Source organism: Acinetobacter sp. ANC 4648, assembly GCF_002135345.1.
Taxonomy (GTDB): Bacteria; Pseudomonadota; Gammaproteobacteria; order Pseudomonadales; family Moraxellaceae; genus Acinetobacter.
The window spans coordinates 572,530-597,822 of record NZ_NEGI01000002.1; the positions used below are offsets into that span (position 1 = coordinate 572,530).

At 37.7% G+C, this 25,293-nt stretch carries 28 protein-coding genes; 18 read left to right on the forward strand and 10 right to left on the reverse strand.

The features are described 5' to 3' along the window. Positions 1-188 precede the first annotated feature (188 nt). The 4 genes from B9T27_RS05745 to tig all read right to left on the reverse strand — a co-directional run bounded on the left by B9T27_RS05745 (position 189) and on the right by tig (position 4,599). Positions 189-941 carry a DUF2846 domain-containing protein gene (locus B9T27_RS05745; RefSeq protein WP_086205876.1) on the reverse strand — a complete coding sequence of 251 codons (753 nt, stop codon included), beginning with the start codon at positions 939-941 and terminating at the stop codon, positions 189-191. Positions 942-1,104: 163 nt separating this feature from the next. Further along, on the reverse strand, positions 1,105-2,415 hold the full coding sequence (gene clpX, locus B9T27_RS05750; RefSeq protein WP_086205877.1) for an ATP-dependent protease ATP-binding subunit ClpX: 1,311 nt from the start codon (positions 2,413-2,415) through the stop codon (positions 1,105-1,107). Between the two features lie 48 nt (positions 2,416-2,463). Next, positions 2,464-3,075, reverse strand: coding sequence for an ATP-dependent Clp endopeptidase proteolytic subunit ClpP (clpP, locus tag B9T27_RS05755; protein ID WP_086205878.1), 612 nt, complete (start codon positions 3,073-3,075; stop codon positions 2,464-2,466). Positions 3,076-3,267: 192 nt separating this feature from the next. Further along, complete coding sequence (gene tig, locus B9T27_RS05760) at positions 3,268-4,599, reverse strand: trigger factor (RefSeq protein ID WP_086205879.1); 1,332 nt, start codon at positions 4,597-4,599, stop codon at positions 3,268-3,270. 413 nt (positions 4,600-5,012) lie between these two features. Here tig and B9T27_RS05765 point away from each other — a divergent pair, with 413 nt between their 5' ends. The 7 genes from B9T27_RS05765 to rdgB all read left to right on the forward strand — a co-directional run bounded on the left by B9T27_RS05765 (position 5,013) and on the right by rdgB (position 13,271). Then, entirely contained in the window at positions 5,013-7,244 is a 2,232-nt protein-coding gene (locus B9T27_RS05765) for a TonB-dependent receptor (RefSeq protein ID WP_086205880.1), read from the forward strand. A 106-nt stretch (positions 7,245-7,350) separates the two neighbouring features. After that, positions 7,351-8,034 (forward strand): Fe2+-dependent dioxygenase, encoded by a 684-nt coding sequence (locus B9T27_RS05770; RefSeq protein WP_086205881.1) that lies wholly within the window; start codon positions 7,351-7,353, stop codon positions 8,032-8,034. Between the two features lie 362 nt (positions 8,035-8,396). Beyond that, positions 8,397-10,094, forward strand: coding sequence for a 2-isopropylmalate synthase (leuA, locus tag B9T27_RS05775; RefSeq protein ID WP_086205882.1), 1,698 nt, complete (start codon positions 8,397-8,399; stop codon positions 10,092-10,094). 102 nt (positions 10,095-10,196) lie between these two features. Next, positions 10,197-11,357 carry a homoserine O-succinyltransferase MetX gene (metX, locus tag B9T27_RS05780; protein WP_086205883.1) on the forward strand — a complete coding sequence of 387 codons (1,161 nt, stop codon included), beginning with the start codon at positions 10,197-10,199 and terminating at the stop codon, positions 11,355-11,357. Continuing rightward, the gene (gene metW, locus B9T27_RS05785; protein ID WP_086205884.1) at positions 11,357-11,950 is read left to right on the forward strand and encodes a methionine biosynthesis protein MetW; all 594 of its coding nucleotides are present in this window, start codon (positions 11,357-11,359) and stop codon (positions 11,948-11,950) included. Before metX ends, metW begins: the two co-directional genes overlap by 1 nt. Further along, on the forward strand, positions 11,947-12,540 hold the full coding sequence (locus B9T27_RS05790; RefSeq protein WP_086205885.1) for a tetratricopeptide repeat protein: 594 nt from the start codon (positions 11,947-11,949) through the stop codon (positions 12,538-12,540). Before metW ends, B9T27_RS05790 begins: the two co-directional genes overlap by 4 nt. A 104-nt stretch (positions 12,541-12,644) precedes the next feature. Further along, on the forward strand, positions 12,645-13,271 hold the full coding sequence (gene rdgB / locus B9T27_RS05795; RefSeq protein ID WP_086205886.1) for an RdgB/HAM1 family non-canonical purine NTP pyrophosphatase: 627 nt from the start codon (positions 12,645-12,647) through the stop codon (positions 13,269-13,271). 79 nt (positions 13,272-13,350) lie between these two features. Here the strand turns inward: rdgB and B9T27_RS05800 are convergent, their stop codons facing one another. Beyond that, on the reverse strand, positions 13,351-14,226 hold the full coding sequence (locus B9T27_RS05800; RefSeq protein WP_086205887.1) for an AEC family transporter: 876 nt from the start codon (positions 14,224-14,226) through the stop codon (positions 13,351-13,353). Positions 14,227-14,386: 160 nt separating this feature from the next. Here B9T27_RS05800 and tatA point away from each other — a divergent pair, with 160 nt between their 5' ends. From tatA to tatC, 3 genes are all read left to right on the forward strand, one after another. After that, a complete protein-coding gene (gene tatA, locus B9T27_RS05805) occupies positions 14,387-14,611 on the forward strand; it encodes a Sec-independent protein translocase subunit TatA (RefSeq protein ID WP_086205888.1) in 225 nt (74 codons plus the stop codon). A 17-nt stretch (positions 14,612-14,628) separates the two neighbouring features. Next, positions 14,629-15,087 carry a Sec-independent protein translocase protein TatB gene (gene tatB, locus B9T27_RS05810; RefSeq protein ID WP_086205889.1) on the forward strand — a complete coding sequence of 153 codons (459 nt, stop codon included), beginning with the start codon at positions 14,629-14,631 and terminating at the stop codon, positions 15,085-15,087. 68 nt (positions 15,088-15,155) lie between these two features. Further along, a complete protein-coding gene (tatC, locus tag B9T27_RS05815; RefSeq protein WP_416224389.1) occupies positions 15,156-15,872 on the forward strand; it encodes a twin-arginine translocase subunit TatC in 717 nt (238 codons plus the stop codon). 112 nt (positions 15,873-15,984) lie between these two features. Here tatC and B9T27_RS05820 read toward each other — a convergent pair whose 3' ends face one another. After that, positions 15,985-16,764 carry an NRDE family protein gene (locus tag B9T27_RS05820; RefSeq protein WP_086205891.1) on the reverse strand — a complete coding sequence of 260 codons (780 nt, stop codon included), beginning with the start codon at positions 16,762-16,764 and terminating at the stop codon, positions 15,985-15,987. A 94-nt stretch (positions 16,765-16,858) separates the two neighbouring features. Here B9T27_RS05820 and lgt point away from each other — a divergent pair, with 94 nt between their 5' ends. The 3 genes from lgt (at position 16,859) to B9T27_RS05835 (ending at position 18,555) form a co-directional block, all read left to right on the forward strand. Continuing rightward, positions 16,859-17,683 (forward strand): prolipoprotein diacylglyceryl transferase, encoded by an 825-nt coding sequence (lgt, locus tag B9T27_RS05825; RefSeq protein ID WP_086205892.1) that lies wholly within the window; start codon positions 16,859-16,861, stop codon positions 17,681-17,683. A 116-nt stretch (positions 17,684-17,799) separates the two neighbouring features. Continuing rightward, a complete protein-coding gene (locus B9T27_RS05830; RefSeq protein WP_086205893.1) occupies positions 17,800-18,174 on the forward strand; it encodes a hypothetical protein in 375 nt (124 codons plus the stop codon). Positions 18,175-18,183: 9 nt separating this feature from the next. Continuing rightward, a complete protein-coding gene (locus B9T27_RS05835; RefSeq protein WP_086205894.1) occupies positions 18,184-18,555 on the forward strand; it encodes a hypothetical protein in 372 nt (123 codons plus the stop codon). 76 nt (positions 18,556-18,631) lie between these two features. Here B9T27_RS05835 and B9T27_RS05840 read toward each other — a convergent pair whose 3' ends face one another. Both B9T27_RS05840 and B9T27_RS05845 read right to left on the reverse strand, forming a co-directional pair. After that, positions 18,632-19,168 (reverse strand): CHAP domain-containing protein, encoded by a 537-nt coding sequence (locus tag B9T27_RS05840; RefSeq protein ID WP_086205895.1) that lies wholly within the window; start codon positions 19,166-19,168, stop codon positions 18,632-18,634. 294 nt (positions 19,169-19,462) lie between these two features. Continuing rightward, complete coding sequence (locus tag B9T27_RS05845; RefSeq protein WP_086205958.1) at positions 19,463-20,299, reverse strand: YwqG family protein; 837 nt, start codon at positions 20,297-20,299, stop codon at positions 19,463-19,465. Positions 20,300-20,470: 171 nt separating this feature from the next. Here B9T27_RS05845 and thyA point away from each other — a divergent pair, with 171 nt between their 5' ends. The 5 genes from thyA to msrA all read left to right on the forward strand — a co-directional run bounded on the left by thyA (position 20,471) and on the right by msrA (position 24,186). After that, positions 20,471-21,313, forward strand: a complete 843-nt coding sequence (gene thyA / locus B9T27_RS05850) for a thymidylate synthase (protein ID WP_086205896.1) — start codon at positions 20,471-20,473, stop codon at positions 21,311-21,313. A gap of 76 nt (positions 21,314-21,389) precedes the next feature. Beyond that, positions 21,390-21,908: a dihydrofolate reductase gene (locus tag B9T27_RS05855; protein ID WP_086205897.1), complete on the forward strand. Its 519-nt coding sequence runs from the start codon at positions 21,390-21,392 to the stop codon at positions 21,906-21,908. Between the two features lie 26 nt (positions 21,909-21,934). Further along, positions 21,935-22,993: a DUF4105 domain-containing protein gene (locus B9T27_RS05860; protein ID WP_086205898.1), complete on the forward strand. Its 1,059-nt coding sequence runs from the start codon at positions 21,935-21,937 to the stop codon at positions 22,991-22,993. Between the two features lie 103 nt (positions 22,994-23,096). Further along, complete coding sequence (locus B9T27_RS05865) at positions 23,097-23,546, forward strand: META domain-containing protein (RefSeq protein ID WP_086205899.1); 450 nt, start codon at positions 23,097-23,099, stop codon at positions 23,544-23,546. Positions 23,547-23,667: 121 nt separating this feature from the next. After that, entirely contained in the window at positions 23,668-24,186 is a 519-nt protein-coding gene (msrA, locus tag B9T27_RS05870; RefSeq protein ID WP_086205900.1) for a peptide-methionine (S)-S-oxide reductase MsrA, read from the forward strand. 62 nt (positions 24,187-24,248) lie between these two features. Here the strand turns inward: msrA and B9T27_RS05875 are convergent, their stop codons facing one another. Continuing rightward, on the reverse strand, positions 24,249-24,653 hold the full coding sequence (locus B9T27_RS05875) for an ExbD/TolR family protein (RefSeq protein WP_086205901.1): 405 nt from the start codon (positions 24,651-24,653) through the stop codon (positions 24,249-24,251). Next, on the reverse strand, positions 24,653-25,276 hold the full coding sequence (locus tag B9T27_RS05880) for a MotA/TolQ/ExbB proton channel family protein (RefSeq protein WP_086205902.1): 624 nt from the start codon (positions 25,274-25,276) through the stop codon (positions 24,653-24,655). The genes B9T27_RS05875 and B9T27_RS05880 overlap by 1 nt, the downstream gene beginning before the upstream one ends. Between the last annotated feature and the right edge of the window lie 17 nt (positions 25,277-25,293).

Consider the following 25,293-nt stretch of genomic DNA (forward strand, 5'->3'; position numbering starts at 1 on the left):
ATCTTAAGTGAATTTGAGTAAAATTCAACCACAACAGCTTTATTCAATCCGTTCTAAACCAATATTAATCGTGTCAGAATTACATTTAAAATCATGAGCAATAATAAATAATAGTCACTAATAAATTAAGACTTGATAAGCCCCATAAAAAAGGTGATTAATCACCTTTTTAACACTCGATTATCAACTTACCAAGTTAATGGATTCCAAATTTTAAAAGGTTGGGTTAAATGAGCATCATCACTGGTATGGTAAACCCCACTATCTATTTCTTCTCTAGGCTTAATCACTCGACCTTCAGGCGTCACTTGAGCAACAAAATTTAAGCCCGGTGTTTTCAATTGGGTCATACCAATTTCTTTTAAGGCTTGACGGGTTGGCATTTGTATCAAAGGCCCCATACGTAATAACCCTGCTTCACCATTTGGACCACCACGGAATTGCTCTTCTTCATATTTGATAAAATATTGCTCACCCGATTTGACAGTCAGATAAGCTATTTTAGGTTTCTGGAAATGTATTGCCGCTAGAGGACGGCTTAAACTCAATTTATAATCCCCTTCAGCCAATTCTACCCAATAGTAATGATTACTAATCAAGCTCGGCACACGCTTACCATTTAAGAAAAAATTAGATGCAATAATTTCTTGTCGATTCCAACGACTGTCTGGACGATAAAAATAGATGACTGCCGCTTGTGGGTTTTGTGGTTTGACCAATTTAAAAAATTGACCAGGCTCCTGATTGACCCAAGAACCTACTGAGAATTTCCCAATTTTATATTGATCCAACTTAGCATGCATTGATGAATTTTCTTTTTCAAAATTAATTGCATCTAAAGTTGAGAGCACTTGAGTTGCATGCAGTTGTTCGGGAGCTTTGTGGCTCTGACATGCAGTTAGACTACAACTCGCTAAAAATATTAAACCTAGGTAACGCATGATTATCCCTCATCACGTATTTTTTATTTTTCGTTTTTAATCAAGACTCTATTTTCCATAGCGAGCTTAACATTGCAATGTCTTTTTAGACATAAAAAACGTGCAAAAAGTTAAACTTCTTGCACGTTTCAGATGAGTTGCAAAGCAATAAACGTCAATCAGATTATGCTGATTTACTATCAATCACTTTTAAATCAACTTTCTCTTCAATTTTCTGATCCACTTTTACTTGACGTGCTGTTTGATATTCAGGTTCAGCCTTGTCATTAATCACCGCTTCATTGATGACTACAGTGCCTACATCTACACGACTAGGTAAGTCATACATCGTTTCAAGCAATACTTTTTCTAGAATTGAACGTAAACCACGTGCACCAGTATTGTGTGCTAATGCTTTTTTCGCTACTGCACGCAATGCCGAATCTTCAAAAACAAGATCCACATTTTCCATTTCAAACAGATATTGATATTGACGTGTTAAAGCATTTTTCGGTTCTGTCAAAATAAGCATTAATGCTTCTTCATCCAGCTCTTCCAATGTTGCAATTACAGGTAAACGACCAATAAATTCTGGAATTAAACCAAACTTTACTAAGTCTGAAGCTTCAACTTGACGGAAAAGTTCTGAGATTTTTTTAGTATCATCTTTACTTTTCACATCAGCGGTAAATCCAATTCCACCTTTTTCCTGACGTTGTTGTACGACACGCTCAAGTCCAGAGAAAGCACCACCACAAATAAATAAAATATTTGAAGTATCAATTTGAATGAATTCTTGTTGCGGATGCTTACGACCACCCTGTGGTGGAATAGAAGCAACGGTACCTTCAATCATTTTTAAAAGCGCTTGCTGTACACCTTCACCAGAGACATCACGCGTAATCGATGGATTTTCTGATTTACGGGTAATCTTGTCGATTTCATCGATATAAATAATACCCTTTTGCGCTTTTTCTACATCATAGTCAGCTTTTTGCAAAAGCTTTTGTACAATGTTTTCAACATCTTCACCCACATAACCTGCTTCGGTTAAGGTGGTTGCATCTGCCATCGCAAAAGGAACATCTAAAAGACGAGCCAACGTTTGTGCTAACAAAGTTTTACCCGAACCTGTCGGGCCAATCAGCAAAATATTACTTTTGGCAATTTCTACAGCATCTTCACGTTTGTGACCCGATTGACTCACTTTTAGACGTTTATAATGGTTATATACCGCAACCGATAAGGTTTTCTTTGCAGTATCCTGCCCAATAACATACTGATCTAAAGCCGCACGAATTTCATGTGGTTTAGGCAAAGGACGCGTTGCCCAATCACCAGTTTCAACCTGCTGACTGGTTTGGACGAGGTCTAAGCACACATCTACGCATTCATTACAAATGTAAGCGTCCTCGCCTGCAATTAGTTTCCCAACTTCAGACTGTGTTTTACCACAAAATGAACAATGCTTTTGTCCTTGAGGATGTTCGGACATTTTCACTCCAAATTTTGAATCTTTGTTTGTTTGAACACTTGTAACGACTTAGTTTTTCGGACGTTTCGAAAGCACTTCATCCACAAGGCCATATTCTTTAGCAGCTTGAGCTGTCATAAAATTATCACGGTCTGTATCACGTGCTACTCGAGCAAAATCCTGACCACTATGCTCTGCCATCAAATGATTTAAACGCTCTTTAATATATAGAATTTCACGTGCATGAATTTCAATATCAGATGCCTGACCACGGAAACCACCTAATGGTTGGTGAATCATGACACGCGCATTTTCAAGACAATAACGTTTGCCCTTAGCACCGGCATTCAACAAAAAAGCACCCATAGAGGCTGCTTGCCCCATACAATACGTCACCACATCGGGTTTAATAAATTGCATGGTATCGTAAATCGCCATACCGGCAGTCACAGAACCACCCGGTGAGTTAATATACAGATGGATATCTTTTTCTGGGTTTTCAGCTTCTAAAAATAACATTTGAGCAACAATTAAGTTCGCCATGTTATCTTCAACTTCACCAGTCAAGAAAATCACACGCTCACGTAAAAGACGTGAAAAAATATCAAAAGAACGCTCACCACGAGAAGATTGTTCTACAACCATCGGAACTAAAGCATTATCAATCATTGGAACATACATACGTTATTTATTCCTGAATTTTTTGTTACTTAACTCATATTCACAATATGAGGGATAATTACTGAAAATGCAAAATATTCCCCATTAAATAACAGATTTTTTTTGGATATGCATTGTGAATACAGGACATTTAACAAAGTTTCAACAACATAAAAAAAGGCGCTAAAAGCGCCTTTTTATTACTACAAGCTATTAACCTTGTTGACGAGCTTGTTGCTCTTTCAACAATTCTTCATAACTTACAGCGGTATCAGTTACTTTAGCTGAAGCTAAAATGTAATCAACCACTTGATCTTCTAAGACAACGCCTTCAATTTGAGCACGTTGTTTTTCATCATTTTTGAAGTATTCAATCACTTCAGTTGGATCTTCGTAAGAAGAAGCCATATCATTGATATATGCTTCAACACGAGCTGGATCAACTTCAAGTTTCGCATCAGCTAAAACTTTGCTGACCAAGATGCCAAGTTTAACTGCTTTTTCAGCTTGTTCTTTAAACAAATCATCTGGAAGCATGCTGCTATCAAATGCTTGCGCACCTTGAGCACCAAACTGTTGAGTGAATTGTTGAATCATTTGTTGACGTTGACGGTCAATTTCTTGAGCCATCATCGCAGCTGGAATTTCAATTTCGTTTGCAGCTACAAGCGCATCAAAAGTTGCACTTTTCACTTGGTTACGAAGGCCATTTTTCACTTCACGTTCCATGTTTTTACGAACGTCAGCTTTTAATTTCTCAACGCCTTCTTCTTCAGTCAAACCAAAGATTTTAAGGAATTCAGCATCAATTTCTGGAAGTTTTGCTTTTTCAACTTGCTTCACAGTAATTTTGAATTGTGCTTGTTTTCCAGCAAGGTTTTCAGCTTGATAGTCTTCAGGGAAAGTAACATCAATTACTTTCTCTTCGCCTTTCTTCATACCAATGATACCGTCTTCGAAGCCAGGGATCATACGACCTGAACCTAGAACAAGTTTAAAGTCTTCAGCAGCACCACCTTCAAACTTCTCACCATCAACAGTACCTTCGAAATCGAAAGTTACTTGCATATCTTTTTTAGCCATACCTTTGGTTTCAGCCCAAGTTTGGCGTTGCTTTTGTAAGTTTTCAAGCATTGCATCAACATCTTTGTCGTTGATTTCAGTTGCTTTACGCTCAATTTCTAAGCCTTCAAACTTAACATCTACTTCTGGGTAAACTTCAACAGTTGCTTCATAAACTAAAGCATCAGCTGTATTTTCAACTTTATCAATGTTTGGCATGCCTACAGCATTGATTTTTTCTTGTTGAATTGCTTCAAAGACAGTGTCACGAATAACATCGTTAATCACTTCTTGATAGATACCCGCGCCATATTCACGACGTACAACGTCCAAAGGCACTTTACCTGGACGGAAGCCGTTAATCTTCGCAGTTTTGGCAGTGCGTTTTAAGCGAGCTTCAAATTGCTCGTTTACACGGCTCGTCGGTACAGATACATTTAAACGACGGGCAACGCCCGAAACCGCTTCAGAAGTTACTTGCATGGCTTCCTCGATATAGAAATAGTAGTTGCAATTTTTAAAGTGTCACATTATATGACAACATGCGAAGATATACAAAATACCTGTGAAAATCATGCAATTTAAATTTTAATTTCAAGTTTTTAACGTTTTAATCAATGCGGTTTATTTATGGTTATTGCAAATATTTTCATACTTTACAGTTTTATAAGTATTTACTCACGATCTCTCCTATTTTGTTACAGTCCGACACATTAGGTTTTTATATAAAATATATAGATAATAAATAGATGTAATGATTAAGCTTCATTTTCAATTGTAGTAGTTAATTTAAATTAAAAATTCAATCGGTAATTTCAATCCAAAACTGATGCAATAATAAATAGTAATCATTATTATTCGCATACAAATTTACATTTCTAATTTTGAGTCTCACCATGTCTTTCATCAAAACACGTAAAAAGATTGTGTCTTCTGCGATCGCATCTTCTTTATCTGTCGTTGCGGTTACAGCAATGGCGCAAGATGATGTAACACAACTCCCAACGATTCATGCACAGGCAAGTGCCGTACAACAACAAAGTTTTAAAGTTGACCAATCTGCAAATACTAAATTTGTTGCCCCTCTGCTAGATACACCAAAATCAGTTTCTATTATTTCTAAACAACTGATTGAAGATACGCAAGTTACAACATTAAGTGATGCATTACGTACTGTCTCAGGGATCACCCTAGGTGCAGGTGAAGGTGGTAACCCGAATGGCGACCGTCCATTTATTCGTGGTTATAACTCTGAAAGTTCAATCTATGTAGATGGCATACGTAACTCAACCTCACAAAATCGTGAAATGTTTGCCATTGAACAAGTCGAAGTAACCAAAGGTTCGGCTTCTGTTCTCGGTGGTGCAGGTTCTACCGGTGGTAGCATCAACATGATTTCTAAAGTTGCTAAAAAAGGTGACTTTTTAGAAGGTTCTGTTGCAGGCGGTACAGATAACTATCAGCGTATCACTTTAGATGGCAACAAAGATTTTGGTAATGGTATTGCAGCTCGTGTAGCAGTAATGGGTCATCATAATGAAAAAGCCGGTCAAAAAGATGGTGCTGAATACAAACGTGCAGGTATTGCACCTAGTATTACCTTTGGTATTGATACTCCAACACGTGCAACTTTAAGTTATTACTATTTGAAATCTGACGATACACCCGATTCAGGTGTTCCATATAGCTATAATGCTGCTAAAAAAGCAACTGAAGGAAAACCTGTTGATGTTAAACAAGGTATTTACTATGGATTGCAACAACGTGACTTTCAAAAGCAAGAAAATCAAATTGGCACCATTAAGTTAGAACATGATTTAACAGATAACCTAACCATTAGTAATACAGCTGTATACAACAAAGCAACCAATGATTACCTGTGGACTCAGCCTGACGATTCCAAAGGTAATGTGCTCAATGACAAAGTATGGCGCCGTATAAATTCACGTATTACTGATACTGAAATCTTTACAGATCAACTTGCGTTAACAGGCAAGTTCAATACAGGCATGTTAAAGCACAAGTTTAATGTAGGTGCTGAATATAGCGACCAGCAATCTGACAAGGGTGGCTATTTAACGACTTATCCTGGTTATGCTGGTTCAACAACTGGTGGATTTAATAGTAATTGTAAGATTAATGATGCGTGGTGTACGTCACTAACAAATCCAAATCCTAAGCAACCTTGGTTAGGTACATCAGTCGCGGATAAGAACGTTACAACGACCAAAACTAATATTACTTCAGTTTATTTACTGGATAATATTGAGTTCACACCTAAATGGTTACTTGATCTTGGTTTACGTTGGGATAAATTTGAAACTGAACAAACCACCAATGCTACAGGTGCTAAAATTAAAAATGATAGTGACTTTTTCACTTATCAGGCTGGTTTAACATTTAAACCTGTTGAAAATGGTTCAATTTATGCAAGTATTGCAACTTCTGCAAACCCAGTGGGTGTAGATGCTGGTGATGGTTCTGAGGCGATTGGTCAAGCCTATATGGATCTAGACCCTGAAGAAAGCCGCACTTTTGAAATTGGTACAAAATGGGATTTACTCAATGATCGCTTAAACTTAACTGCAGCGATTTTCCGTACTGAAAAACAAAATACCCGTATTCAAATAGATGCAGGTACATATACCAATGGCGGCGAAACTAAAGTTGATGGCTTAGAACTTGGCTTAAATGGTAAAGTTACTGATAAGTGGGCTATTTCTGCTGGTTATACATACCTCGACAGTGAAAATGTAAACCCTGGTCCATCTTGTAACCGTGCAGGCGTATGTACTGCTGACAACCCTGCTAAGGGTAAACAAATGCAAAATGTGCCTAAGAACTCAGCAACTCTTTGGACAACCTATCAAGTACTTCCACAACTTAATTTAGGCGTTGGCGCAATTGCAATGGATAAAGTCTATGGTGATGCTGCTAATACTAAATGGGTTCCAGGTTATGTACGCTACGATGCTATGGCACGTTATAACGTAAACAAGAATGTTGACTTACAACTCAACTTAAACAACCTTTCTGACAAACGTTACTTTACCAAAGCCTATGCATCTCATTATGCATCTGAAGCTGAAGGCCGTAGTGCAGTATTGTCTGTGAACTTCAAGTATTAAAATCTAAAAATCCCATAAATATTTTATGGATTTAATGTAAAATAGCCTCTATTCGTAGAGGCTATTTTTATAAATCAAGTATTTATATATTTAAAGGTGTATTGCCGTGATTCATCATATTCCAAACGTACTCAGCAAAGAACAAGTTCAATATTTCCGCACAGAAATGAATCAAGTTGAATGGGTAAATGGCAAAGTGACCGCAGGCACACTTTCAGCAACCGTCAAACAAAATCAACAACTGCCAGAAGACAATCCACTCACTCATCATTTAAGTAACATTATTTTAGAGGCTTTAGGTCAACATCCCTTATTCCTTTCTGCTGCCATTCCACTGGATATCATCCCGCCCCTGTTCAACCGTTACGAAAATAATGAATCTTTTGGTTTTCATGTTGATAACTCGATTCGACGCATCCGTGGTACCAATGATCGCTTAAGAACCGACTTGTCTTGTACCGTTTTCTTAACTGAACCAGATGAATATGAAGGCGGTGAACTGGTGATTGAAGATACTTACGGCTACCATGAAGTTAAACTTCCTGCGGGCGATATGATCCTTTACCCCTCTACCAGCCTACATGAAGTCACTGCAATCACATCGGGTTGCCGTATTGCTTCATTTTTCTGGGTACAAAGTATGATTCGTGATGATGCTGATCGCTATATGCTGTTTAACTTAGATCAAACTGTGCAAAATTTACGGCTAGAGCTGGGTGATCAACATAAAGAAGTTATTAAATTGACCAATATGTATCATAATTTAATGCGTAAATGGGCTGAAATTTAGTTGTTTTGTAGACGCTCAGGCCTATTTTAACGAGAGTATCTTCCACAAAATAAATCAATATAGAATATATTTTTCAAAATTATAAAATTTTCAGGAAATTTTTCTCTTATTTTAAGTTTTCCTCATAAATTAAGGGAATTATTTCCGAACCAACTCTTTTAAAATTAATCTCAAGTTAATCCATTTACAAGATAACTGAGTTTTACTTTATGCCGTGTTACATCCACGCATAATTTTATGCCACTTTAGGCGATAGGACTCCGAAATATACTTGTAAATCGCTAGAATAGACATAATCTATACGCGTAGTAAGTTGCCTTTACCCAAGATTAGAGCAACCGATACTACACAAGGAGTTTCACATGATGTTGGCAGATCCAAGTAAAAAATATCGTCGCATGTACCAACGTGTGGACTTACCAGACCGTCAATGGCCAAATAACGAAATCAATAAAGCGCCTATTTGGATGAGTACCGACTTACGCGACGGTAATCAAGCGATCTTTGAGCCAATGAACATTGAACAAAAATTTAAAATGTTTCAAATGTTGGTCAAAATTGGTTTTAAACATATTGAAATTGGCTTCCCTTCTGCCTCTCAAATTGATTTTGATTTCACACGTAAGTTGATCGAAGAAGGTCATATTCCTGATGATGTTTATATCGAAGTTTTAGTTCAAGCACGCGATCATTTGATTCAGCGTACTTTTGAAGCTTTAGACGGTGCTAAACGCGCCATCGTCCATATTTACAACTCAAACTCTCCGACCTTTCGTCAAAAAGTATTAAATGTTGATGTGGCTGGTGCCAAAAAATTGGCTATGAATGCAGCTGAAAAAGTTAAAGAATATGCAGCACAATACCCCGCTACAGATTGGATCTTCCAATATAGCCCTGAATGTTTTTCTGCAACTGAATTAGAGGTTGCCAAAGATGTTTGTGATGCAGTGACCGAAATTTGGGAAGCATCACCAAACAATAAAGTAATTTTGAACTTACCTGCAACCGTTGAAGTTTCTGGCCCGCACGTGTATGCCGATCAAATTGAGTGGATGCACCGTAACTTACAACGTCGTGATGGGGTGATTATCTCTGTACATTGTCACAATGACCGTGGTTGTGGGATTGCAGCATCAGAGTTAGCCATTATGGCTGGCGCAGATCGTGTTGAAGGTTGCGTCTTTGGTAATGGTGAACGTACCGGTAATGTAGATGTTGCTGCCATTGCCTTGAATATGTATACCCAAGGTGTTGCACCAGAATTGGATTTTTCTAATATCAATGAAATTATTGCCACGGTTGAAGAATGTACTGGTTTACCTGTACACCCACGTCATCCGTATGCAGGTGATTTAGTCTTTACTGCTTTCTCTGGCTCACATCAAGACGCGATTAAAAAAGGCTTCGAATTCCAAAAAGGTGAAGAAATTTGGGATATGCCATACTTACCTATCGATCCAAAAGATTTAGGTCGTGATTATGATGCCGTTATTCGTGTCAATAGTCAGTCAGGTAAAGGTGGGATCGCATATTTATTAGAATCTAATTACAACGTGGTATTACCACGTCGTTTACAGATTGAATTCTCTCAAAAAGTTCAGCAACATACCGATGAACAAGGCACTGAAATTACCTCGCAAGAAATTTGGAACTTATTCCAAGAGACCTATGTGGCAGTCAAAGATGCACATTATTCTGCGAAAAATTACAGATTATCGGATGATAACGGCAATCAAGTGATTGAGCTTGATTTGGTGGTCGATGGTGAAACTCAGCACTTACGCGGTGAAGGTAACGGTCCTATTTCTGCCATCTTAAATGCCTTACAGTTACCTATTGACGTATTGAGTTATGAAGAGCGTAGCATTAGCTCTGGTGCGCATGCTAAAGCCTTAGCCTTGATTGAACTTCAAGTCAAAGGTACAGGTAAATCTGCATTTGGTGCAGGCGTACACGACAATATTGTGACCTCTTCAATCGAAGCGATTATTGCATGTACCAACCGCTTGATAGAACAAGGTGTGTTAAGTACTAAACAAGTAATTGCTGCTGCGGTATAAGCAATAACGATATGTAATAGCACTATAAATTACTTTTGAAAGGATATCCTCGGTGGTATCCTTTTGTTATTCATCCTAAAGATTTTAAGGCGAATTATTCCTGTGTCTTTTCCAGCTGACTCGGTGGGCATCGTTAGCCCGCAAAAATTCCAATTTGAAGAACCTTTAGAGCTTGAATGTGGCCGTATATTGCCACGTTTTGACATCATGGTTGAAACCTACGGTAAACTCAATGCAGATAAATCCAATGCCATTTTACTGTGTCATGCATTATCAGGACATCATCATGCCGCAGGTTACCATCATGCCGATGATAAAAAACCAGGCTGGTGGGATGCTTGTATTGGACCTGGAAAAGCCATTGATACCTCTAAATTTTTTGTGGTGGCACTGAATAATATTGGCGGTTGTAGCGGCTCCACTGGACCAACATCACCCAATCCTGAAAATGATAATCTGCCTTATGGCCCTGACTTTCCTTTAGTTACAGTTCGTGATTGGGTCAAGACCCAAGCCATGCTATCTGATCGTTTAAATATTGAAGTGTGGTATGCCATTATTGGTGGTTCACTCGGTGGCATGCAAGCCTTACAGTGGTCAGTTGACTATCCAGATCGTCTACAAAATTGCGTGATTATTGCCAGCGCTCCCAAGCTTTCAGCACAAAATATTGCCTTTAATGAAGTAGCACGTCAGTCGATTTTGTCTGATCCAGATTTTCATAACGGCCGCTATTTAGAACAAGACAGTTACCCTAAGCGTGGTTTAATTTTGGCACGTATGGTCGGACATATTACCTATTTGTCTGAAGAAGCCATGAAACAAAAATTTGGGCGTGACTTAAAATCTGGCAACTTTATGTACGGCTTTGATGTTGAGTTCCAAGTTGAAAGCTATCTTCGTTATCAAGGTGAACAATTCAGTCGTAACTTTGACGCCAATACTTATCTCATTATGACCAAAGCTTTGGATTATTTTGATCCAGCACGTGAATATGACTTATCGTTAACGCAAGCGATGTTGAAGACCCAATGCCGCTTTTTAGTCGTGTCATTTACTACAGATTGGCGTTTTAGTCCGCAACGCTCACAAGAAATTGTGGATGCACTGATTAGCAGTCATAAACCTGTCAGTTATATCGATATTGATGCAGAACAAGGGCATGATTCATTTCTATTCCCTATTCCGCTGTATGTAAAAACATTACGTGCATTTTTAGGTGGCCCTGAGCACCTTGAAGCAACACCTCAGGAGACTGTGTAATGCGTATAGATCAACAACTCGCTGAAAAATGGATTACCCCAGGTGCCAGTGTGCTTGATTTAGGCTGTGGGGATGGCGAATTATTGTCACAAATGAGCAAAAAACAGCAAATCCGTGCATACGGTTTAGAAATTGATCAAGAAAAGATTGCAATTGCGGTCAGTCGAGGGTTAAATATTATTCAACAAGACTTAAATCTCGGTTTGGGACGCTTTGCTGATCAGTCTTTTGACTATGTCGTTATGGCACAAGCATTGCAAGCTGTTGATGCACCTGATGTTTTGTTAAGAGATATGGTGCGCGTAGGGAAACAAGCAATTATCACCTTTCCAAACTTTGCACATTGGAAGACACGTTCTTTCTTAGCAATCAAGGGAAGAATGCCTGTTTCCGAAGCACTACCCTATATGTGGTACAATACGCCAAATATCCACTTATGTACCTTCCGTGATTTTGAAGCATTATGTGCAGAAAATCAGATTAAGATTATTAATCGACTCGCAGTGAATGGGAACCAACAAGGTAGTATGTTGAGTAAGCATTTGCCTAATTTGTTCGGCGAAGTCGCTATTTATCGAGTGAGTGCTCTATGAAAAAAATATTATTAAGCAGTACATTATTTTTTGGGCTGCTCAATGTTCAAGCCCATGCAGACTATATTCCACAGCAACAGCAATCTACTTCTGCAATGGCAGCACAATATGCGCATATGAGTGTTGCTGACTTACAGAAAGCAGCAAAAGCTGGACAACCTGCGGCTCAATTCTATCTAGCAACCCGATATCAATCGGGTAATGAAATTAGTAAAGATTTGAAACAAGCATTCACTTGGTTTAAGGCTGCGGCTGATCAAGGAATTTCATCTGCACAATTAAATGTTGGACGGATGTATGCCGATGGCATGGGTACATCTACAAATGAAACGCTCGCTCGCCAATACTTTGAAAAAGCAGCCAGCCATGGTGACAACCGTGCCAGCTTTAACTTAGCGGTCATGGAAGAACAAAAGAAAAACTACATGGGTGCATACCAATGGTATGAACTTTCTACCCGTGATGGCATGTTAGACAATAAAGTCATTAATATGTCTGAAACCAAGAAGACGGCATTGGCTGCAAACTTAACCCCTGATCAAATTCGTACCGCACGTGATCGTGCCGATAAATGGATTCAAGCGCAATAATTTTGCCCTACAATCTCAAGCACCTTCGGGTGCTTTTTTATTAGCATCATATTCATTATAAAATCAGCTAAAATGATGACTATTCAAGATGGAAGCTTTTTATAATGTCGACACAAGATTGGTTATCACAAGGAACTCTGGTACTCGCCAGTAACAACAAAGGTAAAATTGCTGAATTTACCAAAATGTTTGCCGAATTAAACCTACCTGTAGATGTTATTCCTCAAGGTCAGCTAAATATTGAAGATGCAATTGAAGATGGTTTAAGTTTTATCGAAAATGCCATTATTAAAGCCCGTCATGCTGCTCGTATTTCAGGTAAACCTGCGATAGCAGATGATTCTGGTATCTGTGTACCGATATTGGGTGGTGCCCCAGGCATTTATTCTGCTCGCTATGCAGGGGAACATGGGGATGATGCGGCCAACAACCTTAAACTTTTACAAGATCTCAAACCATTACGTCAGAGCAACGAAGCGATTCAAGGCATGTTTGTGTGCGTATTGGCACTTGTTCAACATACAGATGATCCTCTTCCTCAAATATTCCAAGGCATTTGGCAAGGTGAAGTTTTAGAACAAGCCCGTGGCGAAAATGGTTTTGGCTATGACCCACTGTTCTGGTTGCCTGAACTGGGTATTTCGAGTGCTGAAATGTCAAAAGAAGAAAAGAATAAGATTAGTCATCGTGGTCAAGCGATGCAGTTATTCCGTAAAAGTTTAGTCAGCTAATCTATTCTTTTCCAAGATATGATTCAGTATTAGAAAGTAAATCCCCTCTGCTAGCGTGAAGGGTTTTACTTTTTAAAAACTAAATCAAATATAAAATTAAACCATATAGAAAACATATGCCACAGCTCACGATCGTTCCTGAGGCAATATATTTAGCTGAAATTCCTGTTCCCTGATAATGCGTTTCTAATGCCACAATATTGGCCGCTGGAGGTAAACAAAACAATAAAAACATGACTCCGATATATTCATGAATATATGGAATCGGTAAAAATTGATATGCTAAGCCACACAAAATGACACCACATAATAATTTTAAGCCTGCAACTTTAAAACTTTGTAAAAGATCATATCGATCAACACGAGTATTACGCAACCACATTCCCAAGACACACATACCAGCAAAACTCATGCCCCATTTTGCGATGCTATAGATTCTATCAATCCATTGATGGTTGTGCAGACTTTGAAAGTCTAGCCCCCTAAATATAAGTGCGATGAATAGTGCAATGACTGGTGGTGACTGCATCACCTTTTTTATAATCTCTTTAAATGATTGTGCTTCTGAGCTAACAGAAGTGACCGCCCAAGTATTACCAAAAATAGAAATACCAATATATAAGGCAATCATCGCTGAGCTAATTTCTGAGCCAAACAGTGCTATCGCAATCGGGAACCCTAACCACGCCATATTGGTATAACTAAAACAGAGTGATGCTAAGCGATCTTTAGAAATGGCTAAAAAAGCAAAGAACATTAGGAATGCAGCAAAGAAACTAAATAACATTAAACTTAAACTGCCCTCCCGATAAAACACCATGTTGTAGATGATGACAATCGGAATAAATAGTCGGGCTAACGCAGAAGATAGTAAAGATTTAAGCTGAGTCGATAACGTGCTTGACGCCAGTATTAATCCACATATAAAAGACAACAGCGGAAATAATAACGCCACTCGTTCACATCCAAAATTAAGCAATATTTAAATGCTAACACGCTTTGACTATTTTTCTGAAAACTATAGATCATTGATTGTCTTGAAATTGAAATATCTACGTCACTTTTTTGTCACATATAACTGTTGATATAGGCTTAATAAAATAGGAGTTAAAACTATGGCTGGCTTATCAATTTGGCATGTACTCATTTTCGCAATCGTGGTGATTTTATTATTTGGTACATCAAAACTCAAAAACTTAGGTAAAGATGTTGGTGGTGCCGTAAAAGATTTTAAAAAATCAATTAAAGAAGAAGAAGCAAGCGCTGCTTCTCTGACTGAACCACGCACTTTAGAACATCAAAATAATCATACTGATGTGAACTCTACAGTGAAACACTAAACTGGGAGATGTAAATCATGTTAGATGTAGGTTTTTCTGAACTTCTGGTTTTTGGCATTATCGCTCTATTGGTTTTAGGTCCTGATAAACTTCCTGAAGCTGCGCGCTTTGCTGCAAAATGGTATAGCAAATTCAAACGTGTGATCAGTAATGTTCAAAATGATATCGATCGTGAATTACGTCTATCCGAGTTTCGCGAACAAATGCAAAATGAAATGCAACGCATTCAAGAACTGGAACAGAAAGTGCAGGCTCAGATGCAAGAATTACAACAACAATCTATTACTGCTGCAGAAAAAGAATTACCCACAGCATCATCGTCCAATAAAAATTTATCTTTAACCTATCACTTTATACAACCGACAGTTCCTTCATTTTATTTGTTAGAAACGTGGATAAAGCAACAACAGTGCTCTTATGTGTATATTCCGCCCGTTAAAACAGTATACCAAGCGCAATTACAGGTGGCGGTATGACAACTTCTCTTTCGCCACAACTTCAAAATCCATCGAGTTCAGCTGAAGAGCCGACTCAACTTGAAGCAATGCCCATCACCAAGCACTTAATGGTATTGCGTCAGCATCTATTCAAAATAGTCGGCATTTTCATCGTTATCTTTTTTTGCTTACTACCGTTTGCCAATAAAACTTATTCGACCTTATCTGAACCATTAAGAGCCCAATTACCACTTAACTCAACCATGATTGCAACAGATGTTACTGCAACATTTATGGCACCCTTTAAGCTGAATTTTTTTATCGCATTAATGTTGGCTATGCCATTTGTGATTTATCAAATTTGGGCCTTTCTAAAACCAGCATTGTATGAAAAAGAAAAGAATTTAGCATTTCCTTTATTATTTGGCAGCATTTTTCTATTTTATTCTGGAATTGCATTTGCCTACTTTGTCGCTTTACCTTCTATCTTGCATTTCTTCATGAGTGTATCACCAGATACAGTGGCGCCAATGACTGATATTAATAGCTACTTGGCATTTTGCTTAAAGTTATTTTTAGTCTTTGGGGTCACTTTTGAAATCCCAATTATCACCCTAGTCCTTATTTTAATTGGTTTTGTTAGCACAAAAACATTGGCTGAAAAGCGACGCTTTATTATTGTCGGTTGTTTTTTCATTGCTATGTTTATGACACCACCCGATGCTATTTCTATGATTATGCTAGCCATTCCAATGTGGTTACTCTTTGAAATGGGTCTGCTATTAGGCAAAATCATTGAAAAGCGTAAAGTAGCAGCAACCTAAAATAGCGTCATAAAAGTAAGTCAATTCGGCTTTTATGACGCTATTTAGCTCTATTTATCTTCAATATTTGTAAAATAAAATATATGTCTTTCGAACTATACTTCTGCATAAATCAACTGGGCTCCAGCACCTGTTGAATAAGCTCTCCAGCATGTTCACCTTGTTGAGTTTTTTCAATCCAATCTATTTTTTGCTGAGTAATTCGTAAAAAGTTAGAACAACGGGTTCCATAAATTGGACTTTGAATAAAAGTAGAGGAAAGTAATTGCTCCATTTCTGGATGAATACCCGTTTCAGGTAATAAATCAGGAAAAATTTTCCGCTCATCTTCCAAAATATCCCATGCTGTATATTGCAGGTTCGCTTCAGGCAGCGAAGACAATTGCATCATTGGTAGAAACTCTTGAGTAAAACGTTTGCGCAAATGCTTGGTCTTTTCCCAATCATCCGATAACAGACCATTGGAAACCACATACACGCCTCTCGATAATACTTGCGGTGCTTCACCTCGATTACTCATATACACCGCTTGTACGCGATCGCCAATAAATAAATTAAAACCAGCGTAATCACGTTGTATTTTTTCAAGTGCCTGTGCAAAGCGTATCGGTGTTTGTTCAGACTCTAAAAAATCTTGAATGAGTTGTCCTCTTGAGGTTGCATACGTCGTTTTATCAGCACCATTACGATAATTGGTCACAATTGCCCACCGACCTTGTGCAGTCACTCCCATCCATGTTCCACCCGACTGTAAATCTTGTCCCGCAATAATTGGGCTATGTTCCCAAGCATGTAATTGAGCACTCGGCCGATGATAAAATTCATCTCGATTGGAAAGTAAACATAAGGACTGGTCATCTAAAACCTGCCAAGCCAGTGCCACAATACACATAAGTTATTCTCTTTTAGTTTTACACATTGAATGTACAACATTTTTTATATGTTTCAGCTAAAATCTGTGCAAAACACAAGATCAAGGAACTGGAATGCTGACCTACCCGAATATTGACCCCGTTGCAGTTGCACTGGGTCCCCTACAAGTACATTGGTATGGACTAATGTATTTACTGGCATTTCTATGTGCTTGGGGACTTGCAACCTATCGTGCTAAACAACGTGATCAATGGTCATCTGACATGGTCTCTGATTTAGTATTTTATGGTGCTTTAGGGGTGGTCATTGGTGGACGTATTGGTTATGTGATTTTCTATGAATTTGATAAATTCTTAGTTGATCCCATTTGGTTATTCAAAGTCTGGACGGGTGGCATGAGCTTCCATGGCGGCTTTTTGGGTGTCATGATTGCCATGTTAGTATGGTGTCATAAATATAAGAAAACTTGGTTCGAAACGCTGGACTTTATTGCACCGTGTGTACCCACAGGTTTAATGTTCGGACGTATTGGCAACTTCATTGGGGGTGAATTATATGGCCGCCAAGTATCTGATCCTAACTTTATTTTTGGTATGATTTTTCCTACAGATCCACTGCAGTTGGTGCGTCATCCCTCACAAATTTATCAAGCGCTTTGTGAAGGCTTATTACTGTTTATTATTCTTTGGTTCTATAGTGCTAAACCGCGCCCTCGCATGGCAGTTTCAGCAGTGTTCCTCATGGGATATGGCTGTGCACGCTTCTTTATGGAGTTCTTTCGTGAACCTGATGCCGATCAAGGCTATATCTTGTTTGGCTGGATGACTAAAGGTCAAATACTATCTTTACCCATGATTTTGATTGGTCTGTGGATGATTTGGTACGCTTACCAAAAGAAAATTTTTGATTGGGGTCCACAGAAAAATACCCAAAAGTAAGCTGAACATAGTAAATAATACGGGTAGACGTTTAATTATCTTGAAAAAAAATGAAGCCGTGCTTCATTTTTTTTCATATGCTAAAGTTATCCCAATACTTTTGATCTTGATGAACTATGCTTGAATTTTGGTTTAACCCTCAAACATCACTGGCAAAAAAATTATTGATTCTTATCGTAATCGCAATAACAACAGCGATTCTTTATAAAATTCGACCACTCCCTATTGATGCAATTTTGATGTTTTTAGGTACAGGCATTATTTTTCTAATTTGCCGCTATTGCAAAACACATTTTGCTGCTCAAAATTCAACAACTTTGATATACCGATTATTGACGTGGATTCCAATTGCGCTATTAATTGCACTTATTTTTAAGAACATGCAAAATGGCGAAATTCTGATTCCCGGCGCACAAGGTATTGGCTTTATGGCTTTAGCTGTCTGTCTATTTTCCCCGCTGTCTTTATTACATAAAAACAAACCTGAGTAATGCTGAATCATGTTTAACTTTTGGTATTCAAATCAATGTACGCGACAGATTAAACTCATCATCTGCATCGTCACCTGCACGATTATCTATGCTTGTTCATCAATACAACAACTAACACCACTGTTTACAGGTATCAGTCTAAGCATTGGTCTGATGATTCATATGCTCCGAAATGTGAGTCTAAAAATTTCAACTGACCATCCATATAAACAAGGTTTTCAGATTTTATTTTCAATACTTCCAATCATTAGCTTAATCACGTTAATTAACCTATTACCTGCACAAAATAAAATCTATTTAGCGATTCAATGCATTGCTTTTACTGCAATAGGCTTATTTATTGTGTCAATTTATGAAAATCGAGCAAAACGTTTTGAATAAATAAAAGGAAGTTCTAATACACATTCGCTCCCTTTTACATTCAAGCAATCCACTCTAATAACTCTTTTGAATATTTTTATAAATTTATTCGATAATATTCATAAGTAACTTCTGCATCTTTATAGACATTATAGCTACGCTGTTTAAAGTCTGACACCCACTCTAAACCAGTAAACCCAGCAATATGCCCAAATCGATGTCTATTGGTTCTATTGATGATGTAGATATCGCCTTTTTTAGGATGATCAAATGCTGGTTGAATTTGTCGATATCCAATCTTGGTCAGGGTATTCCCCCAATCTGCTGCAGCAACAGGGTGTTTTACAAAGCGCGCACCTGCGGTTTCTAACGCAATACGAATACTTTTTGCGCACATTGCTGAGCTTCTTCTGCTCGAAACACCTGCTAACTTTTGAGTGAACTTACTCACATCAATGGAGTCTGAATTTTCAAAATTAAAACTTCTGAAACCGACATTTTCAACTTTTTTGTTTCTAGAACCTGAATGAGATTTTATTTCAGGTCGATGCTTCTGTGATGCTGTGGATCGAATTACAATATGACTTGCAGGCGCAACATTATCATACACATCAACATGTTGGTCATAAATCATGCTTTAACCTCTAACGTCTCTCAAAGAATTAGTCCCGTTGCAAAACGGCGACTTCATTTCGTGAAGCAGGGATAGTAAGCATCGAATCTTAAATTTTCACACCATAAAATGTAAGCAAATTTATCATTGTAAATAAGAATACTTTAACTCACTCTTTATCATTAGATTTTAAAAACTAATTTTTTGTAAAAAAGCGGTACTCATGTTTTAGTACCGCTCAAATTAAAACCAACTTGAATTATTTTTTAAAATTTAACTGTCTATTTTTAGAATAAACAGTGCTTTACAATATAATTAACTGCAATCCCAATTGTATAAAACCTTTGAAAAATCACGTTTTTTTAAATCATCGGGATGAATAAAAAAATTACCGACACCGACATCGCCCCACATAATATCGTTCCCCTCACTTGCATCACTATCAATTTGCAATAACAAGACATAGTCTTGAATATTTTTTTCATACTCTCGTGGATCAGACTGTGTGAAAAAAGGATAACCCATCAAACGATGCCCATTTGCAGAAAATTTTTCACAATAGGGTTCCAACCATTCTTCATAGAAATCTTCACCCTCAAACTGTTCTTCAAAATCATAAAGCTGTTCTACTGCTAATACTTTCTGCCCAAAAGAAAAATCATCAACACTAATATATTGAACCACAGGTTTAAACTCGATACGGTATTGACCTGAAATTGGTGAATAGTATTCTTCATCTTTAAATTGAGTTAAATAGGAGCTAAAGTCTTGCTGAAGTTGAGTTTTATCTAAAATCACATCATCAAAAAATAAAACTCGAAATCCATTCTGTTGTTGCCCCTTTTCAAAATTAGCACCGTATAAATCATCACCACCAATAAAAAATTGTAAAATTCCTGTTGCAGGTAGGTCTGGATGTAAAGGTATCTCTGAAAAATTAATTTGTGCCAGCAATTTAAGTGGAATACTGTTTGAATCAATAGGATATTGATGATTTACAGGTACATAGGGCGCGCCGCCTACTTTACTTTGCCACAAAGCCAAATTGTCATCAGAAACCAACGTCATTTCTAAACTTGGTGTAGCCGTGATCAAAATTTTCTCTTTATAGGGTTGAATCGTTTCAGGAATATCACTCCAACTCATATTCATCATTGTTCTCTCTTGTTGTCTATTTTAAAATTAGGATCAAAATAATCTGTCTTAAAAACCATGTCTATTTAGTATAAACTCTATGACTATTTAGAAATATTACGGAATCATCGTTGAACGACACAAACTGTCACCTGTGTTGTCATTTATGATCCTCAGACTGGGAAATTTATGAAAGCGTATTTAGACCTTCTACAACACATCCTCGACAACGGCGGCGATAAAGGCGACCGTACAGGTACAGGTACACGTTCTGTATTTGGTCATCAGATGCGTTTTGATCTTTCTAAAGGTTTTCCACTCCTCACAACCAAGAAAGTTCATTTTCGCTCTATCGTCATTGAACTATTGTGGTTTTTAAAAGGTGATACCAATGTCCAATATTTAAAGGACAATAAAGTAACGATTTGGAATGAATGGTCTACCGCTGAACAAACTGCTCGTTTTGGTCGTCCAGAAGGAGAGCTGGGCCCTGTTTATGGTCATCAATGGCGTAATTTTGGTGCAAGCAAAAAAGAAAATGGTTTATATGAACAAGATGGTTTTGATCAAATCCAATGGTTAGTCAATGAAATTAAAACCAATCCCAATTCACGCCGTTTAATTGTGTCTGGTTGGAATCCTCAAGAAGCAGGACAAGTGGCATTGCCACCCTGCCATACCTTATTCCAATTTTTTGTTCAAGATGGCAAGCTCTCTTGTCAGCTCTATCAACGTAGCGCAGATGTATTCTTAGGTGTACCTTTTAATATTGCTAGTTATGCCTTACTTACCCATATGATTGCACAAGTCTGTGGTCTGGCTGTAGGTGATTTTGTTTGGACGGGCGGTGACACACATCTATATGTGAATCATTTTGAGCAAGCACAATTACAATTAAGCCGCGAACCTTTAGCGTTGAGCCAATTAAAACTTAATCCCGAAATCACCGATCTTTTTGATTTTAAATTTGAAGATATTGAGGTCATCGGCTATGAATCACATCCAGCAATTAAAGCTCCAGTAGCAGTTTAAAGATTGATTTAAATATTCATCCTCCTCCCTTACTCAGCTCTATCTGCCTATTGGGAGGAATTTAAAAGAGTTCTTTATGGCTTATCAAAATTTCGAAATTGTGCATGTCGTAGCAATGGATCAACAACGCTGTATTGGTAAAGGTAATGATTTACCTTGGCATATTTCAGCAGATCTCAAACACTTTAAAGAAATCACGCAAGGTGGTGTGGTGGTGATGGGGCGAAAAACCCTTGAATCGATGGGCCGTGCCTTACCGAAACGTATCAATTGGGTGATTACTCGAGACCCTAACTGGACATTTGAAAGTGTTAAAGTTGCACACAGTATTGAAGAAGCATTAGAACAAGCTATTCCAGATGTTAAAGCCTCAGAAAAACCTGAGTCTATTTTTATTATTGGCGGTGGTGAAATCTTTAAACAAACAATTGCGATCACGGATCGTCTAGAATTGACACATGTAGAACTTGATGTTCAAGGTGATGCTCATTATCCTGAAATCCCGAAAGAATTTAAAAAAATAGCCAGTGAATCACACCGTGATGACAAAACAGCTATTGCTTTTGAGTTTGCAACATATCAAAAACAAACCTAAAACTTATTCATTAAAAATAACTAAATATGCATAACATTGGAAAAAAAGAATTCGTTCATGCTTTAGGAGTGGGGTTACTACACTCCCTATTTAGTTTATTTATCATTCTTTCTTCAATTTGGCTCTGTATCGCAATATGGATTCAACAACCCGGCGGATGGCTGTTGAGTCGGATCATAATTGTAATTTGGAGCTTATTTTCACTTAGTATTTTAGGTATATACATTCATCAAAAGGTATTAAGTAGACGTAAAGATCTCATTATTTACATCCTCGCTTTTATCGGCAGTTTATTTTGGTATTTTAATATTCCAGCACAGCAAAATAGAGATTGGAGTCCTGAGGTAGCGCGTATACTGAGTTATGAAAAACAAGGAAATATCGTCACCTTACATAATATTCGAGATTTCACATGGTATAGCAAAGATCAATTCGATGAGCATTGGGATACTCGTCGCTATAACTTAGAGCATATCAGTGGCATCAATATCATCACGTCCTATTGGATGGGTCCTCAAATTGCCCATACCTTAGTCAGTTTTGATTTCACCGATCAAAAACCCTTGGTCTTCTCGATCGAAATTCGTAAAGAAAAATCAGAGAGTTTTTCAGCCATTGGCGGGTTTTTTCGTCAATTTGAACTCAGTTTAGTGGCAGCAGATGAACAAGATATTGTTTATACGCGGAGCAATATTCGTGGTGAACAAGTTTACTTTTTTCCCATTAAAATGCCAAAAGCTGAAATGCAGGCATTATTCTTAGAATATTTAAAAAAATCAGATGAGTTGCGTGCCCAGCCACAGTGGTACAACACCCTCACCAGCAATTGCACCACTTTAGTTTTCGATATGATACAAGCCATTTCACCACAACAATTACCGACAGATTATCGGCTGCTAGCCTCTGGATATTTACCTAACTATCTCTATGATTTAGGTGCAATTAGCCATCAATGGTCTATGAAAGAATGGTATCAATATTCACATGTGAATCCTAAAACACAAAATTTAAAGCATTCTCCATATACAGATCATTTAAGCTATTCAGAAATAATTCGAACTGGCTTGCCATTAGCGCAACATTAATCTTTAATCAGAATAAAATTTATACAGAGATACATTCTAAACATAGCGATTTACTCATTTTTTTGTTTAGATAGTATAAATGGATTCGATATAAGGATAACTCATGTTAAAAAAACTTATTGCCACTGTACTTATTTCATCAACTTTAGCCGTTGTAGGTTGTACATCTATGCCGAGCACAATACAGCAAGAACAGAATTTAGCACTTCTACAAAATAAAACATGGGTCATGACACACATCGGCGCTGTTGAATATAAAACCGATCCAAACCATGTACCGAGTCTTCAATTTAATTCCAATGATATGCGTGTCAGTGGTACAGATGGTTGTAATCGTTTAATGGGTTCTTATGTCATCAAAGGCAACCAAATTAATTTAAGCCCAATGGCTGCAACCAAAATGATGTGTATGGAAACAATGGAATTATCCAACAAATATAATGAAGCACTAAGTAAAGTTGCAGGCTATCAAGTCTATGGCCAGACTTTAAAACTTTTAGATCGTCATGGAAATGTCGTGTTGAAATACAAAAGTACAGTTCAACCACGCTAATTTAGCATAAAAAAAGAGTCTGAATTTCAGGCTCTTTTTACATATAAAAAATAAAATTACATAATGACTTCATGATCAGTTTATATAGTATTGACTGATCAAAAGAATAAGGATTTTTATCATGCAACAAGCACTATTCGGTGGTGGATGTTTTTGGTGTACTGAATCAGTTTTTTTACAACTTAAAGGCATAGAAAAAGTCACCAGTGGTTATGCTGGTGGCCACACTTTAAATCCAAGCTATGATGATATTTGTACAGGTAATACTGGTCATGCCGAAGTGATTTTGATTGATTTTGATGAAAGCCAAATTAACTTTAAACAACTACTTGATGTCTTTTTTGCAACTCACGACCCCACTACTTTAAATCGCCAAGGTAACGATGTTGGAACACAATATCGCTCAGTGATTTATTACTTTAATGCTCAGCAACAAGCCGAAGCAGAAGTGTATATCAATCAATTAAAAGCAGAGGGTTTAAATATTGTGACTGAGCTGAGCCCTGCTCCGACCTTCTATCCTGCAGAAGATTATCATCAAAATTTTTACGCACGTAATCCATCTCAGGGATATTGTAATTTTTCTATTCCACCCAAACTATTAAAGTTAAGTAGTAAATTTCAAGAATTGCTTAAGTAATATTAAGACATAAAAAAGCGATCCAATGAGATCGCTTTTTTATGTCGCTTTATCAAGAAAGCTTAGTTATCACTCAGAAATGCCAGATCATTTAAACCTGCCTTGCTGGCACGAGACATGACTTGTGCCACAGTATCATAGCGTGAGTCTTTATCAGCTCTCAACTGGACTGCTGGTTTCGTTGCTTTTTGCCCTTCTTCATCAAAGCGCTGTTGCAGCTCATCCAAACTAATAATTTGACTATTCCAAGCCACTTCACCTTTTTCATTAATACTAATGGTAATGGCTTCTGGTGGTGGTGCTATGACTTCAGCTGTGGTTTTTGGTAAGGTTAATGGTATTGATGGGTTCGCAACGGTTGCTGTCACCAAAAAGATGATCATCAATACCAACATAATATCGATCAGCGGAATGAGGTTCATCTCATTCATACCAGAATCATTATCTTCCCCCAATTGAAATGCCATTAAGCTTGACCTCCAACTAGAACATTTTCAGCAGTATTCACTTCCGCTTTCTGGGGAGATGAATCTTGTTGCAGCATTGTATCAATCAATAAACCATGGGCTTGATCTTGTAACTCATTCGATAAAGTTCGATTAAAACGCACACAAATGTTGTAGGCTAAAACAGCTGGAATCGCCACAGCTAAACCAAGACCTGTCATAATCAGTGCTTCACCAACAGGTGTTGCTACTTGTGCTAAACCAGCTTGTCCACTTTTACCGACAGCAACAAGGGCATGAAAAATTCCCCACACAGTACCAAATAAACCAACAAATGGTGCAATCGAAGCAATTGTTCCTAACACTGCGACACCATTCTCAGCAGAAGATTTTTCTACCGAAATTTGACGAAGTAGTGCTTGTTCTGCCACCGCTTTACGCTGTTCAAATGCTAATGGCGCAAGTTTTGCTTTTAATTTACTCACCGCTTGAGCAAGATGTACTTGGGCTTGCTGCTTCAATTGACGGGTTCCCATCAAACGAAGAATAAATACCGTCCAAGTCGCAATAGACATGATCAAAAGCACGAAGTACAGTGTTTTACTGACTGCATCTGCATGTTGCCAATAAACTGAAAAGTTCATACTCGAACTCCTAATTA

Coding starts and splice junctions, on each gene's coding strand:
- B9T27_RS05855 (WP_086205897.1), top strand. CDS start 21,390: ATGGCTTATCAAAATTTCGAAATTGTGCATGTCGTAGCAATGGATCAA.
- B9T27_RS05830 (WP_086205893.1), top strand. CDS start 17,800: ATGCTTGAATTTTGGTTTAACCCTCAAACATCACTGGCAAAAAAATTA.
- B9T27_RS05835 (WP_086205894.1), top strand. CDS start 18,184: ATGTTTAACTTTTGGTATTCAAATCAATGTACGCGACAGATTAAACTC.
- clpP (WP_086205878.1), bottom strand. CDS start 3,075: ATGTATGTTCCAATGATTGATAATGCTTTAGTTCCGATGGTTGTAGAA.
- lgt (WP_086205892.1), top strand. CDS start 16,859: ATGCTGACCTACCCGAATATTGACCCCGTTGCAGTTGCACTGGGTCCC.
- B9T27_RS05880 (WP_086205902.1), bottom strand. CDS start 25,276: ATGAACTTTTCAGTTTATTGGCAACATGCAGATGCAGTCAGTAAAACA.
- B9T27_RS05790 (WP_086205885.1), top strand. CDS start 11,947: ATGAAAAAAATATTATTAAGCAGTACATTATTTTTTGGGCTGCTCAAT.
- thyA (WP_086205896.1), top strand. CDS start 20,471: ATGAAAGCGTATTTAGACCTTCTACAACACATCCTCGACAACGGCGGC.
- B9T27_RS05745 (WP_086205876.1), bottom strand. CDS start 941: ATGCGTTACCTAGGTTTAATATTTTTAGCGAGTTGTAGTCTAACTGCA.
- leuA (WP_086205882.1), top strand. CDS start 8,397: ATGATGTTGGCAGATCCAAGTAAAAAATATCGTCGCATGTACCAACGT.
- tig (WP_086205879.1), bottom strand. CDS start 4,599: ATGCAAGTAACTTCTGAAGCGGTTTCGGGCGTTGCCCGTCGTTTAAAT.
- tatB (WP_086205889.1), top strand. CDS start 14,629: ATGTTAGATGTAGGTTTTTCTGAACTTCTGGTTTTTGGCATTATCGCT.
- tatA (WP_086205888.1), top strand. CDS start 14,387: ATGGCTGGCTTATCAATTTGGCATGTACTCATTTTCGCAATCGTGGTG.
- B9T27_RS05765 (WP_086205880.1), top strand. CDS start 5,013: ATGTCTTTCATCAAAACACGTAAAAAGATTGTGTCTTCTGCGATCGCA.
- tatC (WP_416224389.1), top strand. CDS start 15,156: ATGCCCATCACCAAGCACTTAATGGTATTGCGTCAGCATCTATTCAAA.
- clpX (WP_086205877.1), bottom strand. CDS start 2,415: ATGTCCGAACATCCTCAAGGACAAAAGCATTGTTCATTTTGTGGTAAA.
- B9T27_RS05840 (WP_086205895.1), bottom strand. CDS start 19,168: ATGATTTATGACCAACATGTTGATGTGTATGATAATGTTGCGCCTGCA.
- B9T27_RS05845 (WP_086205958.1), bottom strand. CDS start 20,299: ATGAATATGAGTTGGAGTGATATTCCTGAAACGATTCAACCCTATAAA.
- metW (WP_086205884.1), top strand. CDS start 11,357: ATGCGTATAGATCAACAACTCGCTGAAAAATGGATTACCCCAGGTGCC.
- B9T27_RS05875 (WP_086205901.1), bottom strand. CDS start 24,653: ATGGCATTTCAATTGGGGGAAGATAATGATTCTGGTATGAATGAGATG.
- msrA (WP_086205900.1), top strand. CDS start 23,668: ATGCAACAAGCACTATTCGGTGGTGGATGTTTTTGGTGTACTGAATCA.
- rdgB (WP_086205886.1), top strand. CDS start 12,645: ATGTCGACACAAGATTGGTTATCACAAGGAACTCTGGTACTCGCCAGT.
- B9T27_RS05865 (WP_086205899.1), top strand. CDS start 23,097: ATGTTAAAAAAACTTATTGCCACTGTACTTATTTCATCAACTTTAGCC.
- B9T27_RS05860 (WP_086205898.1), top strand. CDS start 21,935: ATGCATAACATTGGAAAAAAAGAATTCGTTCATGCTTTAGGAGTGGGG.
- B9T27_RS05820 (WP_086205891.1), bottom strand. CDS start 16,764: ATGTGTATTGTGGCACTGGCTTGGCAGGTTTTAGATGACCAGTCCTTA.